General features: G+C 70.7%; 20 protein-coding genes. 9 read left to right on the forward strand and 11 right to left on the reverse strand.

Features of this window, described 5'->3' with window-relative positions; all coding sequences use genetic code 11:
* Positions 1–12: 12 nt before the first annotated feature.
* The 3 genes from OHA88_RS19860 to OHA88_RS19870 form a co-directional block, all read right to left on the reverse strand.
* A complete protein-coding gene (locus tag OHA88_RS19860) occupies positions 13–1,470 on the reverse strand; it encodes an ABC transporter permease (protein ID WP_328626523.1) in 1,458 nt (485 codons plus the stop codon).
* Positions 1,471–1,640: 170 nt separating this feature from the next.
* Positions 1,641–2,906, reverse strand: a complete 1,266-nt coding sequence (locus OHA88_RS19865) for a L,D-transpeptidase (RefSeq protein ID WP_328626524.1) — start codon at positions 2,904–2,906, stop codon at positions 1,641–1,643.
* A gap of 250 nt (positions 2,907–3,156) precedes the next feature.
* A complete protein-coding gene (locus tag OHA88_RS19870; protein ID WP_328626525.1) occupies positions 3,157–3,516 on the reverse strand; it encodes a hypothetical protein in 360 nt (119 codons plus the stop codon).
* A gap of 109 nt (positions 3,517–3,625) precedes the next feature.
* On the opposite strand from OHA88_RS19870, the gene OHA88_RS19875 reads away from it, so the two are divergent.
* Complete coding sequence (locus tag OHA88_RS19875; RefSeq protein ID WP_328626526.1) at positions 3,626–3,925, forward strand: hypothetical protein; 300 nt, start codon at positions 3,626–3,628, stop codon at positions 3,923–3,925.
* A 57-nt stretch (positions 3,926–3,982) separates the two neighbouring features.
* On the opposite strand, the gene hutH is transcribed toward OHA88_RS19875, so the two are convergent.
* From hutH to OHA88_RS19900, 5 genes are all read right to left on the reverse strand, one after another.
* Complete coding sequence (gene hutH, locus OHA88_RS19880; protein ID WP_328626527.1) at positions 3,983–5,533, reverse strand: histidine ammonia-lyase; 1,551 nt, start codon at positions 5,531–5,533, stop codon at positions 3,983–3,985.
* A 93-nt stretch (positions 5,534–5,626) separates the two neighbouring features.
* Complete coding sequence (locus OHA88_RS19885) at positions 5,627–6,811, reverse strand: GGDEF domain-containing protein (RefSeq protein ID WP_328626528.1); 1,185 nt, start codon at positions 6,809–6,811, stop codon at positions 5,627–5,629.
* A gap of 86 nt (positions 6,812–6,897) precedes the next feature.
* On the reverse strand, positions 6,898–7,710 hold the full coding sequence (locus OHA88_RS19890) for an enoyl-CoA hydratase/isomerase family protein (protein ID WP_326817642.1): 813 nt from the start codon (positions 7,708–7,710) through the stop codon (positions 6,898–6,900).
* 74 nt (positions 7,711–7,784) lie between these two features.
* Positions 7,785–8,957 (reverse strand): adenylate/guanylate cyclase domain-containing protein, encoded by a 1,173-nt coding sequence (locus OHA88_RS19895; protein WP_328626529.1) that lies wholly within the window; start codon positions 8,955–8,957, stop codon positions 7,785–7,787.
* 704 nt (positions 8,958–9,661) lie between these two features.
* Entirely contained in the window at positions 9,662–10,525 is an 864-nt protein-coding gene (locus OHA88_RS19900) for a biotin--[acetyl-CoA-carboxylase] ligase (RefSeq protein ID WP_267002644.1), read from the reverse strand.
* Between the two features lie 190 nt (positions 10,526–10,715).
* On the opposite strand from OHA88_RS19900, the gene OHA88_RS19905 reads away from it, so the two are divergent.
* The 4 genes from OHA88_RS19905 (at position 10,716) to OHA88_RS19920 (ending at position 13,503) form a co-directional block, all read left to right on the forward strand.
* Entirely contained in the window at positions 10,716–12,308 is a 1,593-nt protein-coding gene (locus OHA88_RS19905; RefSeq protein ID WP_328626530.1) for an acyl-CoA carboxylase subunit beta, read from the forward strand.
* A gap of 14 nt (positions 12,309–12,322) precedes the next feature.
* Positions 12,323–12,529 carry an acyl-CoA carboxylase epsilon subunit gene (locus OHA88_RS19910; RefSeq protein WP_328626531.1) on the forward strand — a complete coding sequence of 69 codons (207 nt, stop codon included), beginning with the start codon at positions 12,323–12,325 and terminating at the stop codon, positions 12,527–12,529.
* Between the two features lie 168 nt (positions 12,530–12,697).
* The gene (gene mmpB / locus OHA88_RS19915; RefSeq protein ID WP_093773058.1) at positions 12,698–12,826 is read left to right on the forward strand and encodes a morphogenic membrane protein MmpB; all 129 of its coding nucleotides are present in this window, start codon (positions 12,698–12,700) and stop codon (positions 12,824–12,826) included.
* Positions 12,827–12,891: 65 nt separating this feature from the next.
* The gene (locus OHA88_RS19920; protein ID WP_326627842.1) at positions 12,892–13,503 is read left to right on the forward strand and encodes a nucleoside triphosphate pyrophosphatase; all 612 of its coding nucleotides are present in this window, start codon (positions 12,892–12,894) and stop codon (positions 13,501–13,503) included.
* 14 nt (positions 13,504–13,517) lie between these two features.
* Here the strand turns inward: OHA88_RS19920 and OHA88_RS19925 are convergent, their stop codons facing one another.
* On the reverse strand, positions 13,518–13,970 hold the full coding sequence (locus tag OHA88_RS19925) for a hypothetical protein (RefSeq protein ID WP_326608561.1): 453 nt from the start codon (positions 13,968–13,970) through the stop codon (positions 13,518–13,520).
* Between the two features lie 423 nt (positions 13,971–14,393).
* Between OHA88_RS19925 and OHA88_RS19930 the strand changes: the two genes are divergently transcribed.
* Together OHA88_RS19930 and OHA88_RS19935 are read left to right on the forward strand one after the other, a co-directional pair.
* Positions 14,394–16,148: an acetyl/propionyl/methylcrotonyl-CoA carboxylase subunit alpha gene (locus tag OHA88_RS19930; protein ID WP_328626532.1), complete on the forward strand. Its 1,755-nt coding sequence runs from the start codon at positions 14,394–14,396 to the stop codon at positions 16,146–16,148.
* A gap of 151 nt (positions 16,149–16,299) precedes the next feature.
* Positions 16,300–16,899: a TetR/AcrR family transcriptional regulator gene (locus OHA88_RS19935; RefSeq protein WP_267002658.1), complete on the forward strand. Its 600-nt coding sequence runs from the start codon at positions 16,300–16,302 to the stop codon at positions 16,897–16,899.
* Between the two features lie 108 nt (positions 16,900–17,007).
* Here the strand turns inward: OHA88_RS19935 and OHA88_RS19940 are convergent, their stop codons facing one another.
* Complete coding sequence (locus tag OHA88_RS19940; protein ID WP_328626533.1) at positions 17,008–17,973, reverse strand: DeoR/GlpR family DNA-binding transcription regulator; 966 nt, start codon at positions 17,971–17,973, stop codon at positions 17,008–17,010.
* Between the two features lie 178 nt (positions 17,974–18,151).
* On the reverse strand, positions 18,152–19,591 hold the full coding sequence (locus tag OHA88_RS19945; protein ID WP_326605433.1) for an NAD(P)H-quinone dehydrogenase: 1,440 nt from the start codon (positions 19,589–19,591) through the stop codon (positions 18,152–18,154).
* Positions 19,592–19,853: 262 nt separating this feature from the next.
* On the opposite strand from OHA88_RS19945, the gene OHA88_RS19950 reads away from it, so the two are divergent.
* Together OHA88_RS19950 and OHA88_RS19955 are read left to right on the forward strand one after the other, a co-directional pair.
* Positions 19,854–20,291, forward strand: a complete 438-nt coding sequence (locus OHA88_RS19950) for a gamma-glutamylcyclotransferase (protein WP_267002664.1) — start codon at positions 19,854–19,856, stop codon at positions 20,289–20,291.
* Between the two features lie 105 nt (positions 20,292–20,396).
* Positions 20,397–21,221 (forward strand): purine-nucleoside phosphorylase, encoded by an 825-nt coding sequence (locus OHA88_RS19955; protein WP_328626534.1) that lies wholly within the window; start codon positions 20,397–20,399, stop codon positions 21,219–21,221.
* The last annotated feature ends 220 nt before the right edge of the window (positions 21,222–21,441 follow it).

The following is a 21,441-nucleotide window of genomic DNA, read 5'->3' on the forward strand; positions in this document are numbered from 1 at the left end:
CGCCCGGACGGGCTATTCGACGCGGCGCAGCGCATCCGCGGGACGCAGCCGGGAGGCCCGCCAGCCGCCGAAGGCACCCGCGATCAGCCCGCCCGCCACGGCCAGCGCGACGGCGATCAGGATGATGGAGAGGGAGACCGGTGCGGTCAGCGCGATGTCGAGGGACTTGGCCGCGGCCTGCCGGCCGGGTCCTGCCATGCCGCCGCCGAGCATGCCGCCACCACCACCGCCGCCCGAGCCTCCGAGCTGCGCGGTGAGCGTGGGGCTGATCGCGGTCACGACGTACGCACCGGCGAGACCGACCGCGATGCCGAGGACACCGCCCATCAGACCGTTGACGAGAGCCTCGCCGACGACCTGGCGGGTGACCCGGCCGCTCTTCCAGCCGAGCGCCTTCAGCGTGCCGAACTCCCGCACCCGACGGCTGACCGCGGAGGAGGTGAGCAGCCCGGCCACCAGGAAGGCGGCGATGAGGACGGCGATCGACAGCCACTTGCCGACGCTGGAGGCCAGGTCGGACGCGGTGGAAAGGGAGCCGGAGACCGTGTCGGCGAGGTCCGCGGAGGTGGTGACCGTCGTGCCCGAGATGTTCTTCTGGATGGCGGACTTGACGTGGTCGATCTGCTGCGAGTCCGCGGCCTTGACGTAGACCGTGGTGACCTTGTTCTTGGAGTCGGCGAGGGTCTGCGCCTGCTTCAGCGGTATGTAGAGGTTGGCCGCCGCGTCGCCGCTGTCCGCCGTCGAGACGCCGACGATCTTGTACTTGGTCCCGGAGACGGTCACGGTCTTGCCGACCGCGAGCTTCTTCTCCTTGGCGTATGCGGCGTCGACGACCGCGACCTTCGCGTCGGTCTCGGTGGCCTTGAACGCACGGCCCTTGGTGATCTTCGACGAGGTCAGCGGACCGAGGTCCTGCTTGGTGACATCGGTGCCGTACACGGTGTACGAGTTGACGTCGAACGAGGCGCCACCGCCCCTGACTTCACCCTGCGGCTGCGTGCTGCCGCCCCGGCCGCCGGGGCCGGCCGTGCCACCGGTCCCGTTCTGCTTGAACTCGCCGCGCTTGAACTGGCCGTCCACCTTCAGGACGGTCAGGCTGAGTCCGCCGACGGCGTCCGCGACGCCGTCCTGCGTGCCGACCTTGTCGACGGTGGTGGCGGACAGCGTCTGGAAGCCCTGGACCATGACCCGGTCCGAGCTCTGCTTCGCGTCGTCGTCGTTGTCCTTGGCGTCGAACTCGAACCGGGGCCGCTGGGTGCCGGAGCCCGATGCGGCGGCGGACTTGGTCACCGTCATGTCCGTGCCGAGGCCGTACAGCGATTCCAGGACCTTGTCCTGGGCCTTGCTCATGCCGGAGGAGACCGAACTGACGATGATGACCAGCGCAATACCGAGGGCGAGCCCCGAGGCGACGACCAGCGCCGCCTTTCTGCGGCGGCGCAGCTCGCGCCGGAGATAGGTGAAGAACATGGCGCGAGGCTATGAACCGGTCGTGATGGCGAGTTAAGGCCCGCATGAGATCCCGATGAGAACGGCTACGAACGCCACAGGGCGGTGGCACCGGGGGATCCGGGTGCCGCCGCCCTGTGTACGTACGGGACTTCGGGGTGATGAAGTTGCTGCGTGAACTTCCCGCGGGGTCAGGCCGCGGAGTCCGCCTGCCATTCGGCCCAGCTCATGTTCCAGCCGTTGAGGCCGTTGTCGGGCGTGATGGTCTTGTCGGGGGAGTTCTTGACGATGACCACGTCGCCGACCATGGAGTTGTTGTAGAACCAGGCGGCGGGCTGCTTGTCGTCGCCCGCACCCTTCACATCGGCGAGGCCGACACAGCCGTGGCTGGTGTTGGCGCTGCCGAAGACCGACGGCGCACCCCAGTAGTTGCCGTGGATGAAGGTGCCCGACTGGGACAGCCGCATGGCGTGCGGCACGTCCTTGATGTCGTACTCACCCTTGCCGTCGTCGTCGGTGAAGCCGACCGTCGCACCGTTCATCCGGGTCTCCTTGAACTTCTCGGAGATGACCATCTGACCGTTGTACGTCGGGTTGTCGGGGGAACCGGCAGAGATCGGGATCGTCTTGATCGTCTTGCCGTCCTGGGTGACGGTCATGGTGTGCGTCGACGCGTCGACCGTCGAGACCTGGTTGCGGCCGACCTTGAAGGTGACCGTCTTCTGCTGCACGCCGTAAACGCCGTCCGCGCCCTCGACGCCGTCGAGCGCCAGCTTCAGCGTGACGGTGGAGCCGCCCGTCCAGTACTGCTCGGGTCGCAGGTCGAGACGCTGCGAGTTGAACCAGTGACCGACGACCTGCTGGCCGCTGCTGGACGTCACGGTGATTCCGGCCTGGACGGCCTTCCGGTCCGTGATCGGCTTGTTGAAGTTGATCGAGACCGGCATGCCGACACCGACCGTGGAGCCGTCCTCGGGGGTGAAGTTCCCGATGAAGCTGTTGGCGGGCGACACGGTGGTGAACGACGCGTTCTCGTGCGCCTCGCGGCCCTTGGTGTCCTCGGCCGTCGCGTTGATCTTGTACGTGGTCGAGCGCTCGAGCTGCGCGTTCGGCTGCCAGCTGGTGCCGTCGGCGGCCAGGGTGCCGGGGACGCTCGCGCCGGCCGACGTGATCATGGTGACCTGGGTCAGCTTGCCCTTGGTGACGGTGACCTTCGCGGCGTTGTTGATGCTGGCGTTGGTCGCGCCGTTCTTCGGCGAGATCGCTATCTGGGCCTGGGACGCGTCCTCGGCCGCTGCCTTGTCGACTGCCGCCGCCTGAGACTTCTTCGAGCTCTCGTCGCTGCCCGAGCCCGTACCTTCGCTGCAGGCAGTGAGCACGAGTACGCCGCCGAGCAGGGCGGACGCGGCCATCAGGCCCTTGCGCCGCTTGCTGTCCGTCATCACACGCTTCTCCATCGTTGCCGAATCCCCCATAACCCCGAGCGGAACCGTCGTGAGACGGATTCCCGTCGATGCCGGAACCGTCGCGAGACGGATCCCCATCAATGTTCCAAGAACACCTGGCGAGGGCCCTCCGTTCCACATCCGCCTCAGATGTGGGGAACACCACTCATCGACGCAGCCGTGGCACCTGTGGTTCCTGGGACCGGCACACACCGGCCCCGGGCCGCCGGAAACGGGCCGGGGCCGGTGCCTTCCTCACCCGCTACGGCGCAACGTCGTCGTCCCCCTCGTCGCCCTCACCCTCGTCGTCGAGGTCCCAGTCGCCCGGGTCCTCGGGGTCGTAGTCGACGATCTCGCTGCTCCAGGACGCCTGGGCCAGCTCGACCCCCGGCACCTCGCCGACGAGATCGAACGGGTCCACGAGGGAGGCGAGGGCCTCCGCCCCGTCTTCCCGTACCGCGGACTCGGCCAGCATGCGTTCCTCGGCGGACTCGCCGTCCGGCTCGCCGTACTCGGCCGCGATGCTCTCCAGCGCGGTGCCGCTGAGGGCCTCCGCGTCGGTGATCTCCAGCACCATGTCGACGCGAAGGCGAACAAACCGTGATGTCTCAGAAGTGCTCATACGCCGGAGCGTAGAGCTACCTGCAGTCACGACTTTCCTGCGACCCGCTGCTTTCATTAGCATCGGCGCACACGGCTAACTCATGGCTGTCACAAGGGGGATCGAATCCGTGGCCATAGCTCGTCGCCCACTCCTGACCGCCACCGCCGCGGGCACACTGCTGTGCGCCCTCTGGTTCGTCCCCTCGGCGAACGCGACGGACGACGCGACCGGCGGCGCGCCGAGCAGACCTGCCGGCGCGAGTACCGAGGACGAGGCGGCCGGGCCGGCACTGGCCGAAACCGGCACCGGGGTCGACTCCACTGCGTATCTGATCGGTGGCACCGCGTTCCTGGGAATCGGCGCGGGCTTCGTCACGTATTCCACACGCCGCACCACCGCGTTGTCCTCGATCGCCGGACGGGCCTGAAATTCCGGCCCGTCCGGCGATGGGGGACGAAGCGCGCAGCAGGCCGCGCCACCCCTCCTAGGCCAGCGCTCCGGTCACCGGCTCCACGGCCGCGACCAGCTTCCCGCCCCGCACGAACGCCTCCGCCGCAGCCAGATCGGGCGACAGGAAGCGGTCCGGTCCCGGTCCCTCGACGCCCGCCGCCCGCAGCGCCTCGATGGCGGCCAGGGACGCGGGCGCCGGGGTGAGCCCCTCGGCGGCGCGCAGTTCGATGGCGCGGGTCGCCGCGTACAGCTCGACGGCGACGATCCGGCCGAGGTTCTCGACGGCGGTACGGAGCTTGCGCGCCGCCGACCAGCCCATGGAGACGTGGTCCTCCTGCATGGCGGAGGACGGGATGGAGTCCGCCGACGCCGGGACCGCGAGCCGCTTCATCTCACTGACCAGGGCGGCCTGCGTGTACTGGGCGATCATCAGACCCGAGTCGACACCGGCGTCGTCGGCGAGGAACGGCGGCAGACCGTGCGAACGGTTCTTGTCCAGCAGCCGGTCCGTGCGGCGCTCGGTGATCGAGCCGAGGTCGGCGGCGACGATCGCCAGGAAGTCGAGCACGTACGCCACCGGGGCGCCGTGGAAGTTGCCGTTGGACTCGACCCGCCCGTCCGGGAGGACGACGGGGTTGTCGACGGCGGAGGCCAGCTCACGGTCGGCGACGATCCCGGCGTACGCGAGGGTGTCGCGCCCGGCACCGTTGACCTGGGGCGCGCAACGCACGGAGTAGGCGTCCTGGACGCGCGGCGCGTCGTCCTGGTGGTGGCCGGTGAGGCCGGAACCGGCAAGCACCCGCAGCATGTTGTCGGCGCTTGCGCCCTGACCCGGGTGCGGCCGTATGGCGTGCAGCTCCGGGGCGAGGACCTTGTCCGTACCGAGCAGCGCCTCCAGGCTCAGCGCGGCGGTGATGTCGGCGGAGGTGTAGAGGCTGCGCAGGTCGGCGAGGGCCATCACGAGCATGCCGAGCATGCCGTCCGTGCCGTTGAGGAGGGCGAGGCCCTCCTTCTCGCGGAGTTCGACGGGGGTGATGCCGTGCGCGGCGAGCAGCTCGCCGGCCGGGCGCACGATGCCGTCGGGGCCCTCCGCGTCACCCTCGCCCATCAGCGTCAGGGCGCAGTGCGAGAGCGGCGCCAGGTCGCCCGAGCAGCCGAGCGAGCCGTACTCGTGCACGACGGGGGTGATGCCGGCGTTCAGTACGTCGGCCATGGTCTGCGCGACCTCGGGGCGTACGCCGGTGCGGCCCGAGCAGACCGTCTTCAGGCGCAGGAACATCAGCGCCCGTACGACCTCGCGCTCGACGCGCGGGCCCATGCCGGCCGCGTGCGAGCGGACGATGTTGCGCTGGAGCTGGGCCCGCAGCTCGGGGCTGATGTGGCGGGTGGCGAGTGCGCCGAAGCCGGTGGAGACGCCGTAGACCGGTTCGGGCTTGGCGGCCAGGGCGTCCACGATCTCGCGGGCGGCGGCAAGCGCGCTCACGGCGGCTGCGGAGAGCTCGACGCGGGCGCCCGCGCGGGCCACGGCGATGACGTCCTCTGCGGTGGTACCGGACGTCCCCACCACGACTGTGTGCATATCCATATTCAGAAGCGTACGGATTGAATCCCTTCATGTCACTAGTGGTCGTACGGTTGACCCCTTACCGGCCCGTTCGCGGATTCCGCCGGACGGCCCTCAGGGCCGGTTCCCGCGCAGCCGGCGGCGGTCGTGGGCGGACTTCGGCGGCGAGTCCGCCAGCCGGATGACCTCGCCGTCACGCCCCGCCACCACCGGTTTCGCGGAGCGGGCCGCCTTCGCCCGGTACTGGGCCGCGTCCGCCAGACGGAACAGCCGCCGGGCCGAGGTCACCGGCCCGATCGGGTCACCGGTCGAGGCAATCCCGCAGGCAACCCCGTCGCCCTGCTCCAACTCGGCCGCCCGGTCGCAGAGTTCGGTGGCCACCTCGATCACCTCGTCCGCGCCGGGCCCCACCGCCAGCAGGCAGAACTCATCACCGCCCAGCCGGGCGGCGAGGGCGCCGGGGAGCATCGCACCGCACCGGGACAGCACCGAGCCGAAACGTTCCAGCAGCCGGTCGCCGACCGCGTGGCCCAGGGAGTCGTTGACCCCCTTCAGACCGTTCAGATCGCAGACGACCAGACTGACCACCGTGCCGTCGGCGCGGTGCAGCTCCACCGCCTCGTCGAGCCGCGCATCGACGGCCCGGCGGTTGGCCAGCCCGGTCAGCGGGTCGGTGAAGGCGAGCTTGCGGACCTCTTCGAGGCGCTCCGTCTGGGAGATGCCGGCGGCGACGACGGCAGCCAGCACGGTCGCGAAGTCCGCGTCCTCCCGCCCGAACACCGGCTCCCCCACCGGGCGCGCCACATAGAGCTCGCCCCAGGCCCGCCCGTGCAGGACGATCGGCGCGACCACACAGCAGCCGCGCCGTCGCCGTCGCAGGGCCGCCACGCGCTGATGGCGGTAGACGCGCCCGTACCCGTGCGCACCCGCCACCGACGAATCGGCTTCGCCGTCCCCGGCGTCGTCGACCGGCCCGTCGGCGGTCTCCACCCAGGCGTCCGGCTCGCCGCCCCCCGCCCACCGTTCGTGCAGGAACTCGGTGATCTCCGGGAACTGATGCACCGGATACGTCTCGTCGTCGGGGAACTCCTCCTCCCCCTCGGCCCGTTCACCCGCGTTCACCAGCACCCGCAGCCGCCCCGGCCCCCGCTCCCACACGGAGAGCGCGGCGAAGGTGCCGCCCAACGCCTGGCACGCCCCCAGCGCGGCCGCGCGCCAGGACTCCGGCGGGGTGTGCGCCGCCGCCATTGCCTGTGCAAGCGAAACCACGGCCCGCAGCCGCGCATCATCACCACCCATCGCTACATCTTATGTAGATTTGCGAAGTCTTGATCAGTTTGAGGCAATGAAAGGCGCGTACTGCGCGTCGGAGCGGTGACGCACCGTTACTCTCCGGGCCAGTTCGGCTTCCGCTTCTCGTTGAACGCGGCCACGCCCTCCGCCCGATCCCCGGAGAAGGCCACCGACCGCCAGGCCGCGTCCTCCACCTCCAGACCGGCCCGCAGATCGAGCCCGTGCCCGAGCCGCAGCGCACGCTTCGCGGCGCGCAGGCCCACCGGTGAGTTGGCGGCGATCCGCCCGGCGAGCGCCAGCGCCTGCGCCCGGTCCTGTCCCGCCTCCACCAGTTCGTCGACCAGACCCAATTCCCGCGCCTCGGCCGCCTCCACCCGCCGGGCGGTGAAGACCAGCTCGGCAGCGCGTGCCGCACCGATCCGGCGCGGCAGCAACTGCGTACCGCCGCCGCCCGGGATGACACCGACCGAGACCTCGGGCAGGCCCACCACGGCCGTACGGTCGGCGACGATCAGATCGCAGGACAGCGCCAGCTCGAAGCCGCCGCCGAGTGCGAACCCGTGCACGGCGGCCACCGTCGGCATCGGCAGGTCGAGCACGCCGGTGTAGGCGGCGCGGGCGGTGGGCCGCTGGCGGACCAGCTCGGCGTCGGTGAACGAGTTCCGCTCCTTGAGGTCCGCGCCCACGCAGAAGGCGCGCTCGTGGCTGGAGGTGAGGACGGTGACCCGTACACCCTGGTCGGCGGCGAGCGCGGCGCAGGCGGCGCCGATCGAGCGGGCCATGTCCGTGGACACGGCGTTCATGGCCTTCGGCCGGTCCAGGACCAGTTCGGCAACGTGCTCCTGGCCCTCATGGACCCGTACGACGACGAACTCCCCGAACCGCTGCTCGGACGTGACGGTCATGGCTGCACCCCTCCGGTTAACGAGCGTTACCGGAGGATCCTAGGCCGCGCCCCGGACAGGGACAGGGACAGGCGTCAGGAGGTGCCTCGTCGTGCCAGCAGCCACGGTTCCACCACGCCGAGTCCACGCACCGGCCGCTGCCACATCGGCTGCAGCCCGTACCGGTACTTCGGCACGGCCAGCGGCTCCACACCCTCCGCGCGCTCCTTCTCGGCTGCCGCGGCCTCCTCCGCCGCCTGCGCCTCGGAGGCCGGGGCGTCACCCGTACGCGTCAGCTCCTCGGCCAAAGCGCCGTCCACCAGTACGGCGTCCTTCGGCGCTATCGACGTGAGCCGGCTGGCGAGGTTCACCGTCGTACCGAAGACATCGCCCATCCGGGTCGTGACGGTGCCGAACGCGATACCGACCCGCAACGCCGGCATCGTCTCGTCCTGGGTCATCGCCTCTATCAGGCGAAGCGCGATCTCGGCCGCCGTGCCTGCGTCGTCGGCGGCGAAGAGAACCTCGTCGCCGAGGGTCTTGATGAGCCGGCCGCCGTGCGCGGCGACCAGATCGGCGGAGGTCGTCTCGAACGCCTCGACGAGCTCGCCGAGCTCCTCCTCCTCCAGCCGGCGGGTGAGCCGGGTGAAACCGACCAGGTCCGCGAAGCCGACGGCGAGCCTGCGGTCGACCATCTCGTCGTCGTCCGCGGCCTGCACGACGCGGCCGGTCGCGGCGGCGAGCTGGCGACGCCAGACGTAGATGAGGAACTCCTCCAGCTCGGGCAGGAGCAGCTCGACCAGCGGGTACGTGACCTCGGTGCGGGTCATGCCGGGCTCGGGCGGCTCGGTCAGACCCTCCAGGAAGGAATCGATCTGCCACTCCGCCAGCCGGGCGGTGGTCTGCCCGGTGGACCGGGCGACCTGCACCGCCATCGGCTCGCTGAGCAGCCCGGCCTCGACGAGGCCCGCGAGCCGCCGAAGCGCCAGCACGTCCGCCTCGGTGAGCGCCTTGGCCTGCCCGATGTCGGCGAACCCCATGGCGCGCCAGAACCGGGACGCCAGGTCCATCGAGACTCCGGCGGTACGGGCCGCCTGGAACGGGGTATAGCGACGTTCGGCGCCCAGGATCAGCTGTTCCAGCCGGATCGCGAGGGGATCGTCGGTCGGTTCGGCCGTGTGGTCGACTTCGTGATGCGGTGTCGCGTGGACCGAGGGTTCCGGTGGGGGCTCCGCGCCCGCGCCGGAGGTCGTGTCGTCGACGGTCACCAGCCGCCTCCTGCCCGTTCCCTGCGCACTGCCCTGCCGATCTGTCGGTGGATCGCCTCAACGATACGGCAGATGTGCGCTACCTCACGTCCTTAGGGCACCCCGGTACGGGGTTGGCCGGGGGCAGGGGCCGTGGGGGGTGCTCTTCGGTGGGTGGTTTCCACGGGGTGAAGGGCCGAGAGCACCCGGGGAACAGCCGGGTACGGGCCCGGTACGCGGGGCGCAGGGCCGTGGGGGCATACATGGGGCGGGGACCCGAGTGCCCGGGGAAGCCGGGGTGCGGGCCCGGTACGCGGGGCGCAGGGCCTGCGGAGGGCTTCCGCGGGGCAGAGACCTGAAGCACCCGGGGAACAGCCGGGTACGGGCCCGGTACGTGGGGCACAGGGCCTGCGGAGGGCTTCCGCGGGGCAGAGACCTGAGCACCCGGGGAAGCCGGGGCGCGGGCCCGGTACGTGGGGCACAGGGCCGTGGGGGCTCTCCACGGGGCGGGGACCCGAGTGCCCGGGAAACGGCCGGGGCGCGGGCCCGGTACGCGGGGCGCAGGGCCCGTGGGGGCATCCACGGGGCGGGGATCCGAGTGCCCGGGGAACAGCCGGGGCGCGGGGCCGGTACGTGGGGCGTACGCCCCACGGGGGTTTCCGCGGGTGCTGGGCTGAGCGCACCCGGGAAACGTTCAGTGGCGAGGCGGGCGCCCGGGCGTGGTTCTAGGTGAGGCCGCCTTCCGCGTCCCGTAGATGCACGATGTCGCCCGCCGACACCTCCTGCAGGCCGTCGGCGGTGGACAGGATCAGGCGGCCGTCACCGTCGATCGCCACCGCCTCGCCGACGAGTGAACGGTCGCCGGGCAACTGGGCCCGTACCGTCCTGCCCAGCGTCGCGCAGCCCGCCGCGTAGGCCGCCTGCAGACCGCTCTGCGCCGCGTCCCCGCCGGCCGCGCGCCACTCGACGTACCAGTGGTCCAGCGAGCGCAGTACGCCGCGCAGCAGCGTCTCCCGGTCGGTGGAGACCGCACCGGCCAGGGCGAGCGAGGCCGCCGTCGGGGCGGGCAGTTCGGTCGCACGGAGGGTGACGTTGAGGCCGATGCCGATGACGACGCCGTCCCCGGCTCGTTCGGCGAGGATGCCGCCCGTCTTGCGTTCCTCGCCCTCCACGGTGACCAGCAGGTCGTTGGGCCACTTGAGTGCCGTGTCGACGCCCGCGGCCCGCGCCAGCCCGGTCGCGGTCGCGACCCCGGCGAGCAGCGGCAGCCAGCCCCACCGGTGGACCGGCACGTCGTCGCCGGGGGTCAGGTAGACGGAGAAGAACAGGCCCGAGCGGGCGGGCGCAGTCCAGGTCCGGTCGAGGCGGCCGCGGCCCGCAGTCTGTTCCTCGGCGACCAGAACCGTGCCCTCGGTCAGCTCCGCGGCCCGCGCCGCGAGGTCCGTGTTGGTGGACCCGGTGACGTTCACAACGTCGAGCGAGGTCCACAGCCCGCCCGGCCGCAGCAGCCCGCGGCGCAGCGCGGGGACGTTCAGGGGCGGCCGGTCCAGGTCCGACCAGCGGTTCGGTGACGCATCCGAAGGTGTCATGCAAGCCACCCTAGGTGTGGCAAACGACGCACTGCCGAACGGTATCCGCGCCGATACGCTACGGATCAGTAGCCATTCCGAACCTGATCGGCAGCTGCCGGACCGGTCGTCGTCGCGCACGCGGCCTCGCACGCAGCCGTAGAACCCACCAGTCAGCCGTCCCCGTGACCAGGCAGGGAGCCGCCACCCGATGTCCGAGCCGGAAGAGATCGACATCCACACCACCGCGGGCAAGATCGCGGACCTGCAGCGCCGTATCGACGAGGCCACGCACGCCGGTTCCGCACGCGCAGTCGAAAAGCAGCACGCCAAGGGCAAGTTGACCGCCCGCGAGCGGGTCGATCTCCTGCTCGACGAGGGTTCCTTCGTGGAGCTCGACGAGTTCGCCCGGCACCGCTCCACCAACTTCGGTATCGAGAAGAACCGCCCGTACGGAGACGGTGTCGTCACCGGCTACGGGACGGTCGACGGCCGCCCCGTCTGCGTGTACTCGCAGGACTTCACCATCTTCGGCGGCTCGCTCGGCGAGGTCTACGGTGAGAAAATCGTCAAGGTGATGGACTTCGCGCTGAAGACCGGCTGCCCGGTCATCGGCATCAACGACGGCGGCGGCGCCCGCATCCAGGAGGGTGTGGCGGCGCTCGGTCTGTTCGCCGAGATCTTCCGCCGCAATGTGCACGCCTCGGGTGTCGTCCCGCAGATCTCGCTGATCGTCGGACCGTGCGCAGGCGGCGCGGTCTACTCCCCCGCGATCACCGACTTCACGGTCATGGTCGACCAGACCTCGCACATGTTCATCACGGGCCCGGACGTCATCAAGACCGTCACCGGGGAGGACGTCGGCTTCGAGGAGCTGGGCGGAGCCCGTACGCACAACACCACTTCGGGTGTGGCGCATCACATGGCGGGCGACGAGAAGGACGCCATCGAGTACGTCAAGTCGCTGCTGTCGTACCTCCCGTCGAACAACCTCTCCGAGGCGCCCGCCTTCCCGGAGGAGGCGGATCTCGCGACGACCGACGAGGACCGTGAGCTCGACACACTCATCCCGGACTCGGCGAACCAGCCGTACGACATGCACACCGCGATCGAGCACGTGCTCGACGACGGCGAGTTCCTGGAGACGCAGGCCCTGTTCGCGCCGAACATCATCACCGGCTTCGGGCGTGTCGAGGGCTACCCCGTCGGCATCGTCGCCAACCAGCCGATGCAGTTCGCGGGCTGTCTGGACATCAACGCCAGCGAGAAGGCCGCACGCTTCGTCCGCACCTGCGACGCCTTCAACGTGCCGGTGCTGACCTTCGTCGACGTCCCCGGCTTCCTGCCCGGCGTCGACCAGGAGTACGGCGGCATCATCCGCCGCGGCGCCAAGCTGATCTACGCGTACGCGGAGGCGACCGTCCCGCTGATCACGGTGATCACCCGCAAGGCGTTCGGCGGCGCGTACGACGTCATGGGCTCCAAGCACCTGGGCGCGGACATCAACGTCGCCTGGCCGACCGCCCAGATCGCCGTGATGGGCGCGCAGGGTGCGGTGAACATCCTGCACCGCCGCACCATCGCGGCCGTCACGGACCCCGACGAGGCAGAGGCGACCCGCGCCGAGCTGATCGCCGACTACGAGGACACGCTGCTCAACCCGTACGTGGCGGCCGAGCGCGGCTACGTCGACGCGGTCATCATGCCTTCCGAAACCCGGGCGCACGTGGTGAAGGGCCTGCGTCAGTTGCGCTCGAAGCGGGAATCACTGCCGCCGAAGAAGCACGGCAACATCCCCCTCTAGAAAGGGTCCTGGCCATGATCAAGGTCGTACGGGGCAACCCGACCCCGGAGGAGCTGGCTGCCGCACTGGCGGTGGTCCAGGCGCGCGCCGCGGCGACGGCCGCTGTGTCGTCCGGCGCGCCGGCGTTGCCCGAGCAGTGGTCCGACCCGGGCCGAATCGCCCGGCGGGACCGGCCTCGGCCGGGCCCACGGGCCTGGGCACGGACGTACTGGCCCGTTTAGCGCCCGGCGGCCCGGCCGTCCGTTCGCACGGCGTCCTCGGAGGCCCGGACCCCCTGGTGGGTCCGGGCTTCCGCCGTGCCGCCGCACAGCGGCCCGGTCCGTACGCATCGGAGCGGCTGAGTACCCGTACTCAGGCGCCGTGGCGGCGGCCGCAGCAGGATCGGGACCATGCTGTGGTCCGATCCCGAGAACAAGCCCCCCAAAGAGCTGCGCGACGCCCAGGACATGATGCGGCGCGTGTGGCTGGTGCTTGCGCTCGCCATGGTGGTCGCGATGTTCGTGCTGGGCACACGCTGAGGTGCTCCCCGGCACCCGCCCGCCCTGCGGACGCGGGGTCCCCCGGCGCGCCGGGCCCTTCTACGATGGCCGGTATGACTGATCAGCGCCGTCTCGTACTCGCCTCCGCCTCACCCGCCCGCCTCAGCCTGCTGCGCCAGGCCGGGTTCGCGCCGGAGGCGATCGTCAGCGGTGTGGACGAGGACGCGCTGTCCGCCCCCACACCGGCCGAGCTGGCGCTGGTGCTCGCCGAGGCCAAGGCCGCCGTCGTGGCCGCCCGCCCCGCGGTCGCGGGTGCCCTGGTCATCGGATGCGACTCGGTCCTGGAACTCGACGGCGAGGCGCTCGGCAAGCCGGCCGACAGCGAGGAGGCCACCGCCCGCTGGAAGTCCATGCGCGGCCGGGCCGGCATCCTGCAGACCGGCCACAGCCTGATCGACACCGTGACCGGGCGCACGGCCTCCGCGACCGCGTCCACCGTCGTCCGTTTCGGCGAACCGACGGACGCCGAGATCGCCGCCTACGTCGCCTCGGGCGAGCCCCTCCATGTCGCGGGCGCCTTCACCCTGGACGGCCGCTCGGCCCCGTTCGTCGACTCCATCGAGGGCGACCACGGAAACGTCATCGGGCTCTCGCTGCCGCTCCTGCGCCGGCTCCTCGGCGAACTGGGATTCTCCGTCACCGACTTGTGGGTCTGATTCCCACGAACGGGTTACGCGGGCGCCGGAGCACCCTCTTCGGCGCCGCCACCCTTCTCGTTCGGGCTACTGGTTCCGCTCCCGTTGCCGTACGCGACCAGCGTGAGCACGATCAGGCCGAGCACGACCATCATGAACACGAACGCGGCCCAGCCGATCAGGCCCACCGTCAGCGCGCCCAGCACCCCGTGCACCACGGCGCAGCTGATCAGGGCGGCCCGGCCGACACGCCCGGGAGCCCGGTCGCGGATGCCGGTCAGCAGCAGGACCAGGCCGCACAGCACCAGGTACAGCCCGGCGACACCGCCCATCACCCACGCCCCGGCGGACATGGCGGCCGGATCCAGCCCGGCGAGTGACATCTCCTGGTTGTCCACGACCGTGGCCAGGATGCCGTTGACGAGCACCATGCCCGCGGCCTCCCCGAACAGCACGATCGCGGCCACGAACGCCACCGGTCTGCGCACCACGGCGCTCACCCCTTGTTACCTGTAGTAAGTGCGGTAGCGCGGACCCTACTAACGGGTAATCATTCGGACAAGGGTTCTGACCACGTTCACTCGTCCCACTCGCCCCCATGCCCTCCGCACGCAGTGTTTACGCACCCCGCTTGTCACGCCCCTCGTGCGTCGGGCAAAGAAACACGCGCTCGTTAGTAGGTACTCCACAAAGAAACGCCGGGAGCCACCCCTCGATCGAACAGAGACCTGGACCACACCTCGTGGCTACTGTGCGGTCATGAATCCCGGCGTACCGTGGTGCCACAAGGGATTTCGCGCCTCGAGCAAGCCTCGAATCACGCTCCGTGTGGGCAAGCTCACCAATGGGGACGGGTCGTAAGGCCGTGTCGGTAGTCCCTAAACTCAGCTTGTTTCAAGGAGGGAGCCATCGTGCGCAAGGTGCTCATCGCCAACCGTGGCGAAATTGCTGTCCGTGTTGCTCGGGCGTGCCGGGATGCCGGGATCGGGAGCGTGGCGGTCTACGCGGACCCGGACCGGGACGCTCTGCATGTGCGTGCGGCCGACGAGGCATTCGCTCTGGGCGGTGACACCCCGGCCGCCAGTTATCTGGACATGGCGAAGGTGCTGCAGGCGGCCAAGGACTCGGGGGCCGACGCGGTCCACCCGGGTTACGGGTTCCTGTCGGAGAACGCCGAGTTCGCCCAGGCGGTGCTGGACGCGGGACTGACGTGGATCGGTCCGCCGCCGCAGGCGATCCGCGATCTGGGTGACAAGGTGGCCGCGCGGCACATCGCGCAGCGCGCCGGTGCCCCGCTGGTCGCCGGGACCCCGGACCCGGTGTCGGGTTCGGCGGAGGTCGTGGAGTTCGCGAAGGAGCACGGGCTGCCGATCGCGATCAAGGCCGCGTTCGGTGGTGGCGGTCGCGGGCTGAAGGTCGCGCGGACGCTGGAGGAGATCCCGGAGCTGTACGACTCCGCGGTCCGTGAGGCCGTCGCGGCGTTCGGCCGCGGGGAGTGCTTCGTGGAGCGCTACCTCGACAAGCCGCGGCACGTGGAGACGCAGTGCCTGGCCGACTCGCACGGCAACGTGGTGGTCGTCTCCACCCGTGACTGCTCGCTGCAGCGCCGCCACCAGAAGCTGGTCGAGGAGGCCCCTGCGCCGTTCCTGTCGGAGGCGCAGAACGCGGAGCTGTACGCGGCGTCGAAGGCCATCCTGAAGGAGGCCGGATACGTCGGTGCGGGCACCGTGGAGTTCCTGGTCGGTGTGGACGGCACGATCTCGTTCCTGGAGGTCAACACCCGTCTGCAGGTCGAGCACCCGGTGACCGAGGAGGTCACGGGCCTCGACCTGGTCCGTGAGATGTTCCGGATCGCGGACGGCGAGAAGCTCGGTTACGACGACCCGGCGGTACGCGGGCACTCGTTCGAGTTCCGGATCAACGGTGAGGACCCGGGCCGCGGGTTCCTGCCCGCCCCGGGCACGGTGACCGTGTTCGCCCCGCCGACCGGCCCCGGTGTCCGCCTCGACGCGGGCGTCGAGTCGGGTTCGGTGATCGGCCCGGCGTGGGACTCGCTGCTGGCGAAGCTCATCGTGACCGGTGCGACCCGTGAGCAGGCGTTGCAGCGGGCGGCGCGTGCGCTGGCCGAGTTCAACGTCGAGGGCATGGCCACCGCGATCCCGTTCCACCGTGCGGTCGTCGCCGACCCGGCGTTCACCAGCGACCCGTTCCGCATCCACACCCGCTGGATCGAGACCGAGTTCGTCAACGAGATCAAGCCCTTCGCCGCCCCCGCCGACGTGGAGGCGGAGGAAGAGACCGGCCGTGAGACGGTCGTCGTCGAGGTCGGCGGAAAGCGTCTCGAGGTCTCCCTGCCGTCGTCGCTGGGCATGAGCCTGGCCCGTACCGGACTCGCGGCGGGCGCCAAGCCCAAGCGGCGCGCGGCGAAGAAGACCGGCTCCGCGGTCTCCGGCGACACCCTCGCGTCCCCGATGCAGGGCACGATCGTCAAGATCGCCGTCGAGGAGGGCCAGGAGGTCCAGGAAGGCGACCTGATCGTCGTCCTGGAGGCCATGAAGATGGAACAGCCTCTCAACGCACACCGCGCCGGCACGGTGAAGGGACTCGCCGCCGAGGTCGGCAGCTCGATCTCGTCGGGCGCCGTCATCTGCGAGATCAAGGACTGATCGCGCACGAAGTGTTCCGGCGAGGCCCCTGCGGAGTCGTACCACCGACTCCGCAGGGGCCTCGGCCGTTCGGCGGCCCGGCAGGAGGCGAGGTCCTCCGGTTACGCGATGGCATCCTGGACCCGGGGGCGGAAAAAGGGAGGACTGCGCAATGGCGATGAGCACGGCACAGACGCCGGGCCGGCCCATGCGCGCCGACGCGCGCCGCAACTACGACCGGCTGCTCGGCGAAGCCCGTACGGCGTTCGCGGAACACGGTACGGACGCGTCGCTGGAGGACATCGCGCGCCGGGCGGGCGTGGGGATCGGCACGCTGTACCGACACTTCCCGAACCGGCACGCGCTGATGAGCGCGGTCTTCCAGGAGGCCCTGGGCTCACTCCTCACCCGCTCCCACGAGTTGGCGGAGGCGGAGAATCCGTGCGGCGGCCTGGTGGAGTGGCTGGGTGCGATCATCACTCATGCGGGTGAGTACCGGGGGCTGGCGCAGGCGCTCATGTCGACGTCGCGGGACGAGACTTCGGCGCTGTCCGACTGCAATGTGCCGCTGCGCGAGGCAGGGGCACGGCTGCTGGCCCGGGCGCAGGCGAGTGGCACGGTGCGGGCGGATGTGTCGATCGGTGACTTGATGCAGCTGACGAATGCGATTGCGTTGGCGGCGGAGCAGGCGCCGGAGGACCCGGCGTTGGCGGGCCGCCTGCTGACGCTGACGCTGCAGGGGCTGAAGGGACCGCGCGCGACCGGGGGCTGAGGCGGGCCGAAGCCGGGGGCTGTGCCCCCGGACCCTCGAAGACCCAAGGGCTGTCCCGTAATCCCTGGCGGGCGCACGACGACGGCCACGGCACCTACGGGACAACCCTCAGCGGCGGCGCAGGTCCGCCACGCGGGCGCGGTCGCCCGGGGACTGGTCCGTCAAGGACGCAGCCGCACTGCGCAGTTGCGGACCGGGTCCGCCGTGCGTGGTGCGACGCTGGCCGGGAAGCGGCATGTCCCGGCGTGCCTGGCGGCCCGGAGACAGGGAGTCCGCCCCGGCGGGGCCCGTCCCCCCACCGGCCACCGCGATCTGCACACCCTGGTCCGCCAGGGCCTGCAGTTCGGTGGCGGCCCGGTCGTCATGGCCCGCGGGTTCGTCCGTCACCAGGCGGGTGATCAGGTCCGTCGGCACCGTCTGGAACATGGTGTCGGAGCCGAGTTTGGTGTGGTCCGCGAGGACCACCACCTCCGCGGCGGCCTGCACCAACGCCCGGTCCACGCTCGCCGAGAGCATGTTGGACGTGGACAGCCCACGCTCTGCGGTGAGCCCGCTCCCGGACAGGAACGCGCGCGACACCCGCAGGCCCTGGAGCGACTGTTCCGCACCACTGCCCACCAGGGCGTAGTTGGAGCCGCGCAGGGTGCCACCGGTCATCACCACTTCCACCCGGTTGGCATGGGCCAACGCCTGGGCGACCAGCAGTGAGTTGGTGACGACGGTCAGGCCGGGGATCCGCGCGAGCCGACGGGCCAGCTCCTGCGTGGTCGTGCCGGCACCGACGACGATGGCCTCGCCCTCTTCGACGAGGCCCGCGGCCAGGTCGGCGATGGCCGTCTTCTCGGCGGTGGCGAGATGGGATTTCTGCGGAAAGCCGGACTCCCGCGTAAAACCGCCCGGCAGTACCGCACCGCCGTGCCGGCGGTCGAGGAGTCCTTCTGCCTCCAGTGCCCGCACGTCCCGCCGTACGGTCACTTCGGAGGTCTGGACGACGCGGGCGAGCTCGCGGAGCGATACTGCCCCGTTGGCGCGCACCATTTCGAGGATCAACTGACGACGTTCTGCAGCGAACACGAAACTGACAGTAACGTGACCGAGCGAGGGTTTTCAGCAGTTTGCGCCGAAAAACAGAAGTTGTACATACAAGGGGCCGCCAAGTGGTATAGGCGGCCCCGTTGTTGTTCCCTACTGACCGGACATCGGCATCCCACCCGTCTGACTTGCCGGGAGTTGCCGGGGAATGCCGGGTTTTCTAGGCCTCGCCGGCGCGCTTCCGGGTGTGCAACTGACGTGCCACTTCCGCGATCGATCCCGACAGGGACGGATACACAGTGAAGGCGTTTGCGATCTGTTCCACCGTCAGATTGTTGTCGACCGCGATCGAGATGGGGTGGATCAGCTCGCTGGCCCGCGGTGCGACGACACAGCCGCCGACCACGATGCCGGTGCCGGGCCGGCAGAGGATCTTGACGAAGCCGTCCCGGATGCCCTGCATCTTGGCGCGCGGGTTGCGCAGCAGCGGCAGCTTCACCACGCGCGCGTCGATCGCGCCCGAGTCGACGTCCGCCTGGGTGTAGCCGACGGTGGCGATCTCCGGGTCGGTGAAGACGTTCGAGGAGACCGTCTTCAGGTTCAGCGGGGCGACCGCGTCACCGAGGAAGTGGTACATCGCGATCCGGCCCTGCATCGCGGCGACCGAGGCGAGCGCGAAGATGCCGGTGACGTCACCGGCCGCGTACACGCCGGGGGCGCTGGTGCGGGAGACCTTGTCGGTCCAGATGTGGCCGGACTCCTTGAGCCGGACCCCGGCCTCCTCCAGACCCATGCCCGCGCTGTTCGGGATCGCGCCGACCGCCATCAGACAGTGCGAACCGGTGATCACGCGGCCGTCGGAGAGCGTGACCTCGACCCGGTCGCCGACCCTCTTCGCCGCCTGGGCGCGCGAACGGGCCATGACGTTCATGCCGCGGCGCCGGAAGACGTCCTCCAGCACGGCGGCCGCGTCCGGGTCCTCGCCGGGCAGCACCCGGTCGCGGGACGAGACGAGGGTGACGCGCGAGCCCAGCGCCTGGTAGGCGCCGGCGAACTCGGCACCGGTGACACCGGAGCCGACCACGATGAGCTCCTCGGGGAGCTCGTCGAGGTCGTAGACCTGGGTCCAGTTCAGAATGCGCTCGCCGTCGGGGAGCGCGTCCGGGATCTCCCGGGGGTGGCCGCCGGTCGCGATCAGCACGGCGTCGGCGGTGAGCGTCTCCTCCGTGCCGTCGGCCGCGGTCACCACGACCTTGCGGGAGCCGTCGGCGGCCTGGAGGCCTTCCAGCCTGCCCCGGCCGCGCATCACGCGTGCACCCGCACGGGTGACGGAGGCGGTGATGTCGTGGGACTGGGCGAGCGCCAGGCGCTTCACGCGTCGGTTGACCTTGCCGAGGTCCACGCCGACCACCCGCGCCGCCTGCTCGATGTGCGGCGTGTCGTCGGCGACGATGATGCCCAACTCCTCGTACGAAGAGTCGAAGGTGGTCATCACCTCTGCCGTCGCGATCAGGGTCTTCGAGGGCACGCAGTCGGTGAGTACCGACGCGCCGCCGAGGCCGTCGCAGTCGACGACGGTCACCTCCGCGCCGAGCTGGGCGCCCACCAATGCCGCCTCGTACCCGCCGGGTCCGCCGCCGATGATCACGATCCGGGTCACGAAAAGTCCGCCTCGCGTATGTCATCCCGCGGCCGTCTGCCGCCCCGGCCGGGGGTCCGGGGGATCACCCCGGGGGAATGCAGTACGTACTCCATTGTCCCGCACGCGCCAAGATGCTTCGCCCCGGGGCCCTCCATACGGGAGAGCGGCCCCCGGACGAGCCGTCGGCGGAGCCCTCGGCCCGATCCCCGGCAGAACCCTCGCCGGGGACTTCGTCACAGGAATCGCCGCTCGCCGGGCCGCCTCCCGTACCCTCGATCCCATGTCGCTCTACGCCGCGTACGCCGGCAACCTCGACGCGCGGCTGATGACCCGCCGCGCACCGCATTCCCCGCTGCGCGGCACCGGCTGGCTCAACGGCTGGCGGCTGACCTTCGGCGGGGAGCAGATGGGCTGGGAAGGCGCGCTGGCCACGGTGGTGGAGGCGCCGCGTTCGCAGGTCTTCGTGGCGCTGTACGACCTGGCGCCGATGGACGAGGACTCCATGGACCGGTGGGAGGGTGTCGGCCTCGACATCTACCGGCGGATGCGGGTGCGGGTGCACACCCTGGACGGCGAGGAGCCGGCCTGGATGTACGTGCTGAACGCGTACGAGGGCGGGCTGCCGTCCGCCCGGTATCTGGGCGAGGTGGCGGACGCCGCCGAGTCGGCGGGCGCGCCGCACGACTACGTGATGGAGCTGCGCAAGCGCCCCTGCTGAGCCACACATTCCCCCCACTTTTTGTATGAAAGCACGAAGAGTCGTGTGCAGACTCTCTGCATGGGCATCTACGCGCGTAGGGATTCACCGGTTACGCTCATCCGCGTGAACGCATCTGTTATTCCGGACAACATCCAGGGCGACCCGCACGCCGCCGCTGCCGACGCCGCCGCGCGACTGCGCGAGCTGACCGGCGCCGAGACCCACGACGTCGCGCTCGTGATGGGTTCCGGCTGGGCACCTGCGGGCGACGCGCTCGGCACGCCGGAGGCCGAGTTCCCGGTGACCGACCTGCCCGGCTTCCCGGCGCCGGCCGTCGAGGGCCACGGTGGCACGATCCGCTCGTACCGGATCGGCGAGAAGCGGGCCCTGGTCTTCCTCGGCCGCACGCACTTCTACGAGGGCCGCGGCGTCGCCGCCGTCGCACACGGCGTCCGTACCGCCGTCGCCGCAGGCTGCAAGACCATCGTCCTGACGAACGGCTGCGGCGGTCTGCGCGAGGGCATGCGCCCCGGCCAGCCGGTCCTGATCAGCGACCACATCAACCTGACCGCGGCCTCGCCGATCATCGGCGCCAACTTCGTCGACCTGACCGACCTGTACTCGCCGCGGCTGCGCGCGCTGTGCAAGGAGATCGACGAGACGCTCGAAGAGGGCGTGTACGTGCAGTTCCCCGGCCCGCACTACGAGACTCCGGCCGAGATCAACATGGTGCGGGTCATGGGCGGCGACCTGGTGGGCATGTCGACCGTGCTCGAAGCGATCGCTGCGCGGGAGGCGGGGGCCGAGGTGCTGGGTATTTCGCTCGTCACGAATCTGGCTGCCGGGTTGAGCGGGGAGCCGCTGAACCATGAAGAGGTACTGCAGGCGGGGCGGGACTCGGCGACCCGGATGGGGTCGTTGCTGGCGCGGGTGCTGGACCGCATCTGAGCGGGCGCCGCTCCTGCGGCGGGCGGTTTTCCCTGCCCGCCCCTTCCCGAGACCGGGGCCCCGCCCCGGACCCCGGCCCCTCGATCGCCGGACGGGCTGACAGTTTTGCCCGGCAGCGGTATTCCGAGGAGCGAGGGTCCGGGGGGCGGCACCCCCCGGTTTCGGGAAGGGGCGGGTGAGGGAACAGGCCCCGCGCAGCGGCCCACCGACCCGCACCCCG

Source organism: Streptomyces sp. NBC_00353, assembly GCF_036108815.1.
In the GTDB taxonomy this organism is placed as follows: domain Bacteria; phylum Actinomycetota; class Actinomycetes; order Streptomycetales; family Streptomycetaceae; genus Streptomyces.

What these genes read in the sequence shown, in the direction of transcription:
- OHA88_RS19860 (WP_328626523.1), bottom strand. Translation starts at nt 1,470, where the DNA reads ATGTTCTTCACCTATCTCCGGCGCGAGCTGCGCCGCCGCAGAAAGGCG.
- OHA88_RS19910 (WP_328626531.1), top strand. Translation starts at nt 12,323, where the DNA reads ATGATCAAGGTCGTACGGGGCAACCCGACCCCGGAGGAGCTGGCTGCC.
- OHA88_RS19920 (WP_326627842.1), top strand. Translation starts at nt 12,892, where the DNA reads ATGGCCGGTATGACTGATCAGCGCCGTCTCGTACTCGCCTCCGCCTCA.
- OHA88_RS19900 (WP_267002644.1), bottom strand. Translation starts at nt 10,525, where the DNA reads ATGACACCTTCGGATGCGTCACCGAACCGCTGGTCGGACCTGGACCGG.
- OHA88_RS19885 (WP_328626528.1), bottom strand. Translation starts at nt 6,811, where the DNA reads ATGGGTGGTGATGATGCGCGGCTGCGGGCCGTGGTTTCGCTTGCACAG.
- OHA88_RS19905 (WP_328626530.1), top strand. Translation starts at nt 10,716, where the DNA reads ATGTCCGAGCCGGAAGAGATCGACATCCACACCACCGCGGGCAAGATC.
- hutH (WP_328626527.1), bottom strand. Translation starts at nt 5,533, where the DNA reads ATGGATATGCACACAGTCGTGGTGGGGACGTCCGGTACCACCGCAGAG.
- OHA88_RS19935 (WP_267002658.1), top strand. Translation starts at nt 16,300, where the DNA reads ATGGCGATGAGCACGGCACAGACGCCGGGCCGGCCCATGCGCGCCGAC.
- OHA88_RS19890 (WP_326817642.1), bottom strand. Translation starts at nt 7,710, where the DNA reads ATGACCGTCACGTCCGAGCAGCGGTTCGGGGAGTTCGTCGTCGTACGG.
- OHA88_RS19865 (WP_328626524.1), bottom strand. Translation starts at nt 2,906, where the DNA reads ATGGAGAAGCGTGTGATGACGGACAGCAAGCGGCGCAAGGGCCTGATG.
- mmpB (WP_093773058.1), top strand. Translation starts at nt 12,698, where the DNA reads ATGCTGTGGTCCGATCCCGAGAACAAGCCCCCCAAAGAGCTGCGCGAC.
- OHA88_RS19950 (WP_267002664.1), top strand. Translation starts at nt 19,854, where the DNA reads ATGTCGCTCTACGCCGCGTACGCCGGCAACCTCGACGCGCGGCTGATG.
- OHA88_RS19870 (WP_328626525.1), bottom strand. Translation starts at nt 3,516, where the DNA reads ATGAGCACTTCTGAGACATCACGGTTTGTTCGCCTTCGCGTCGACATG.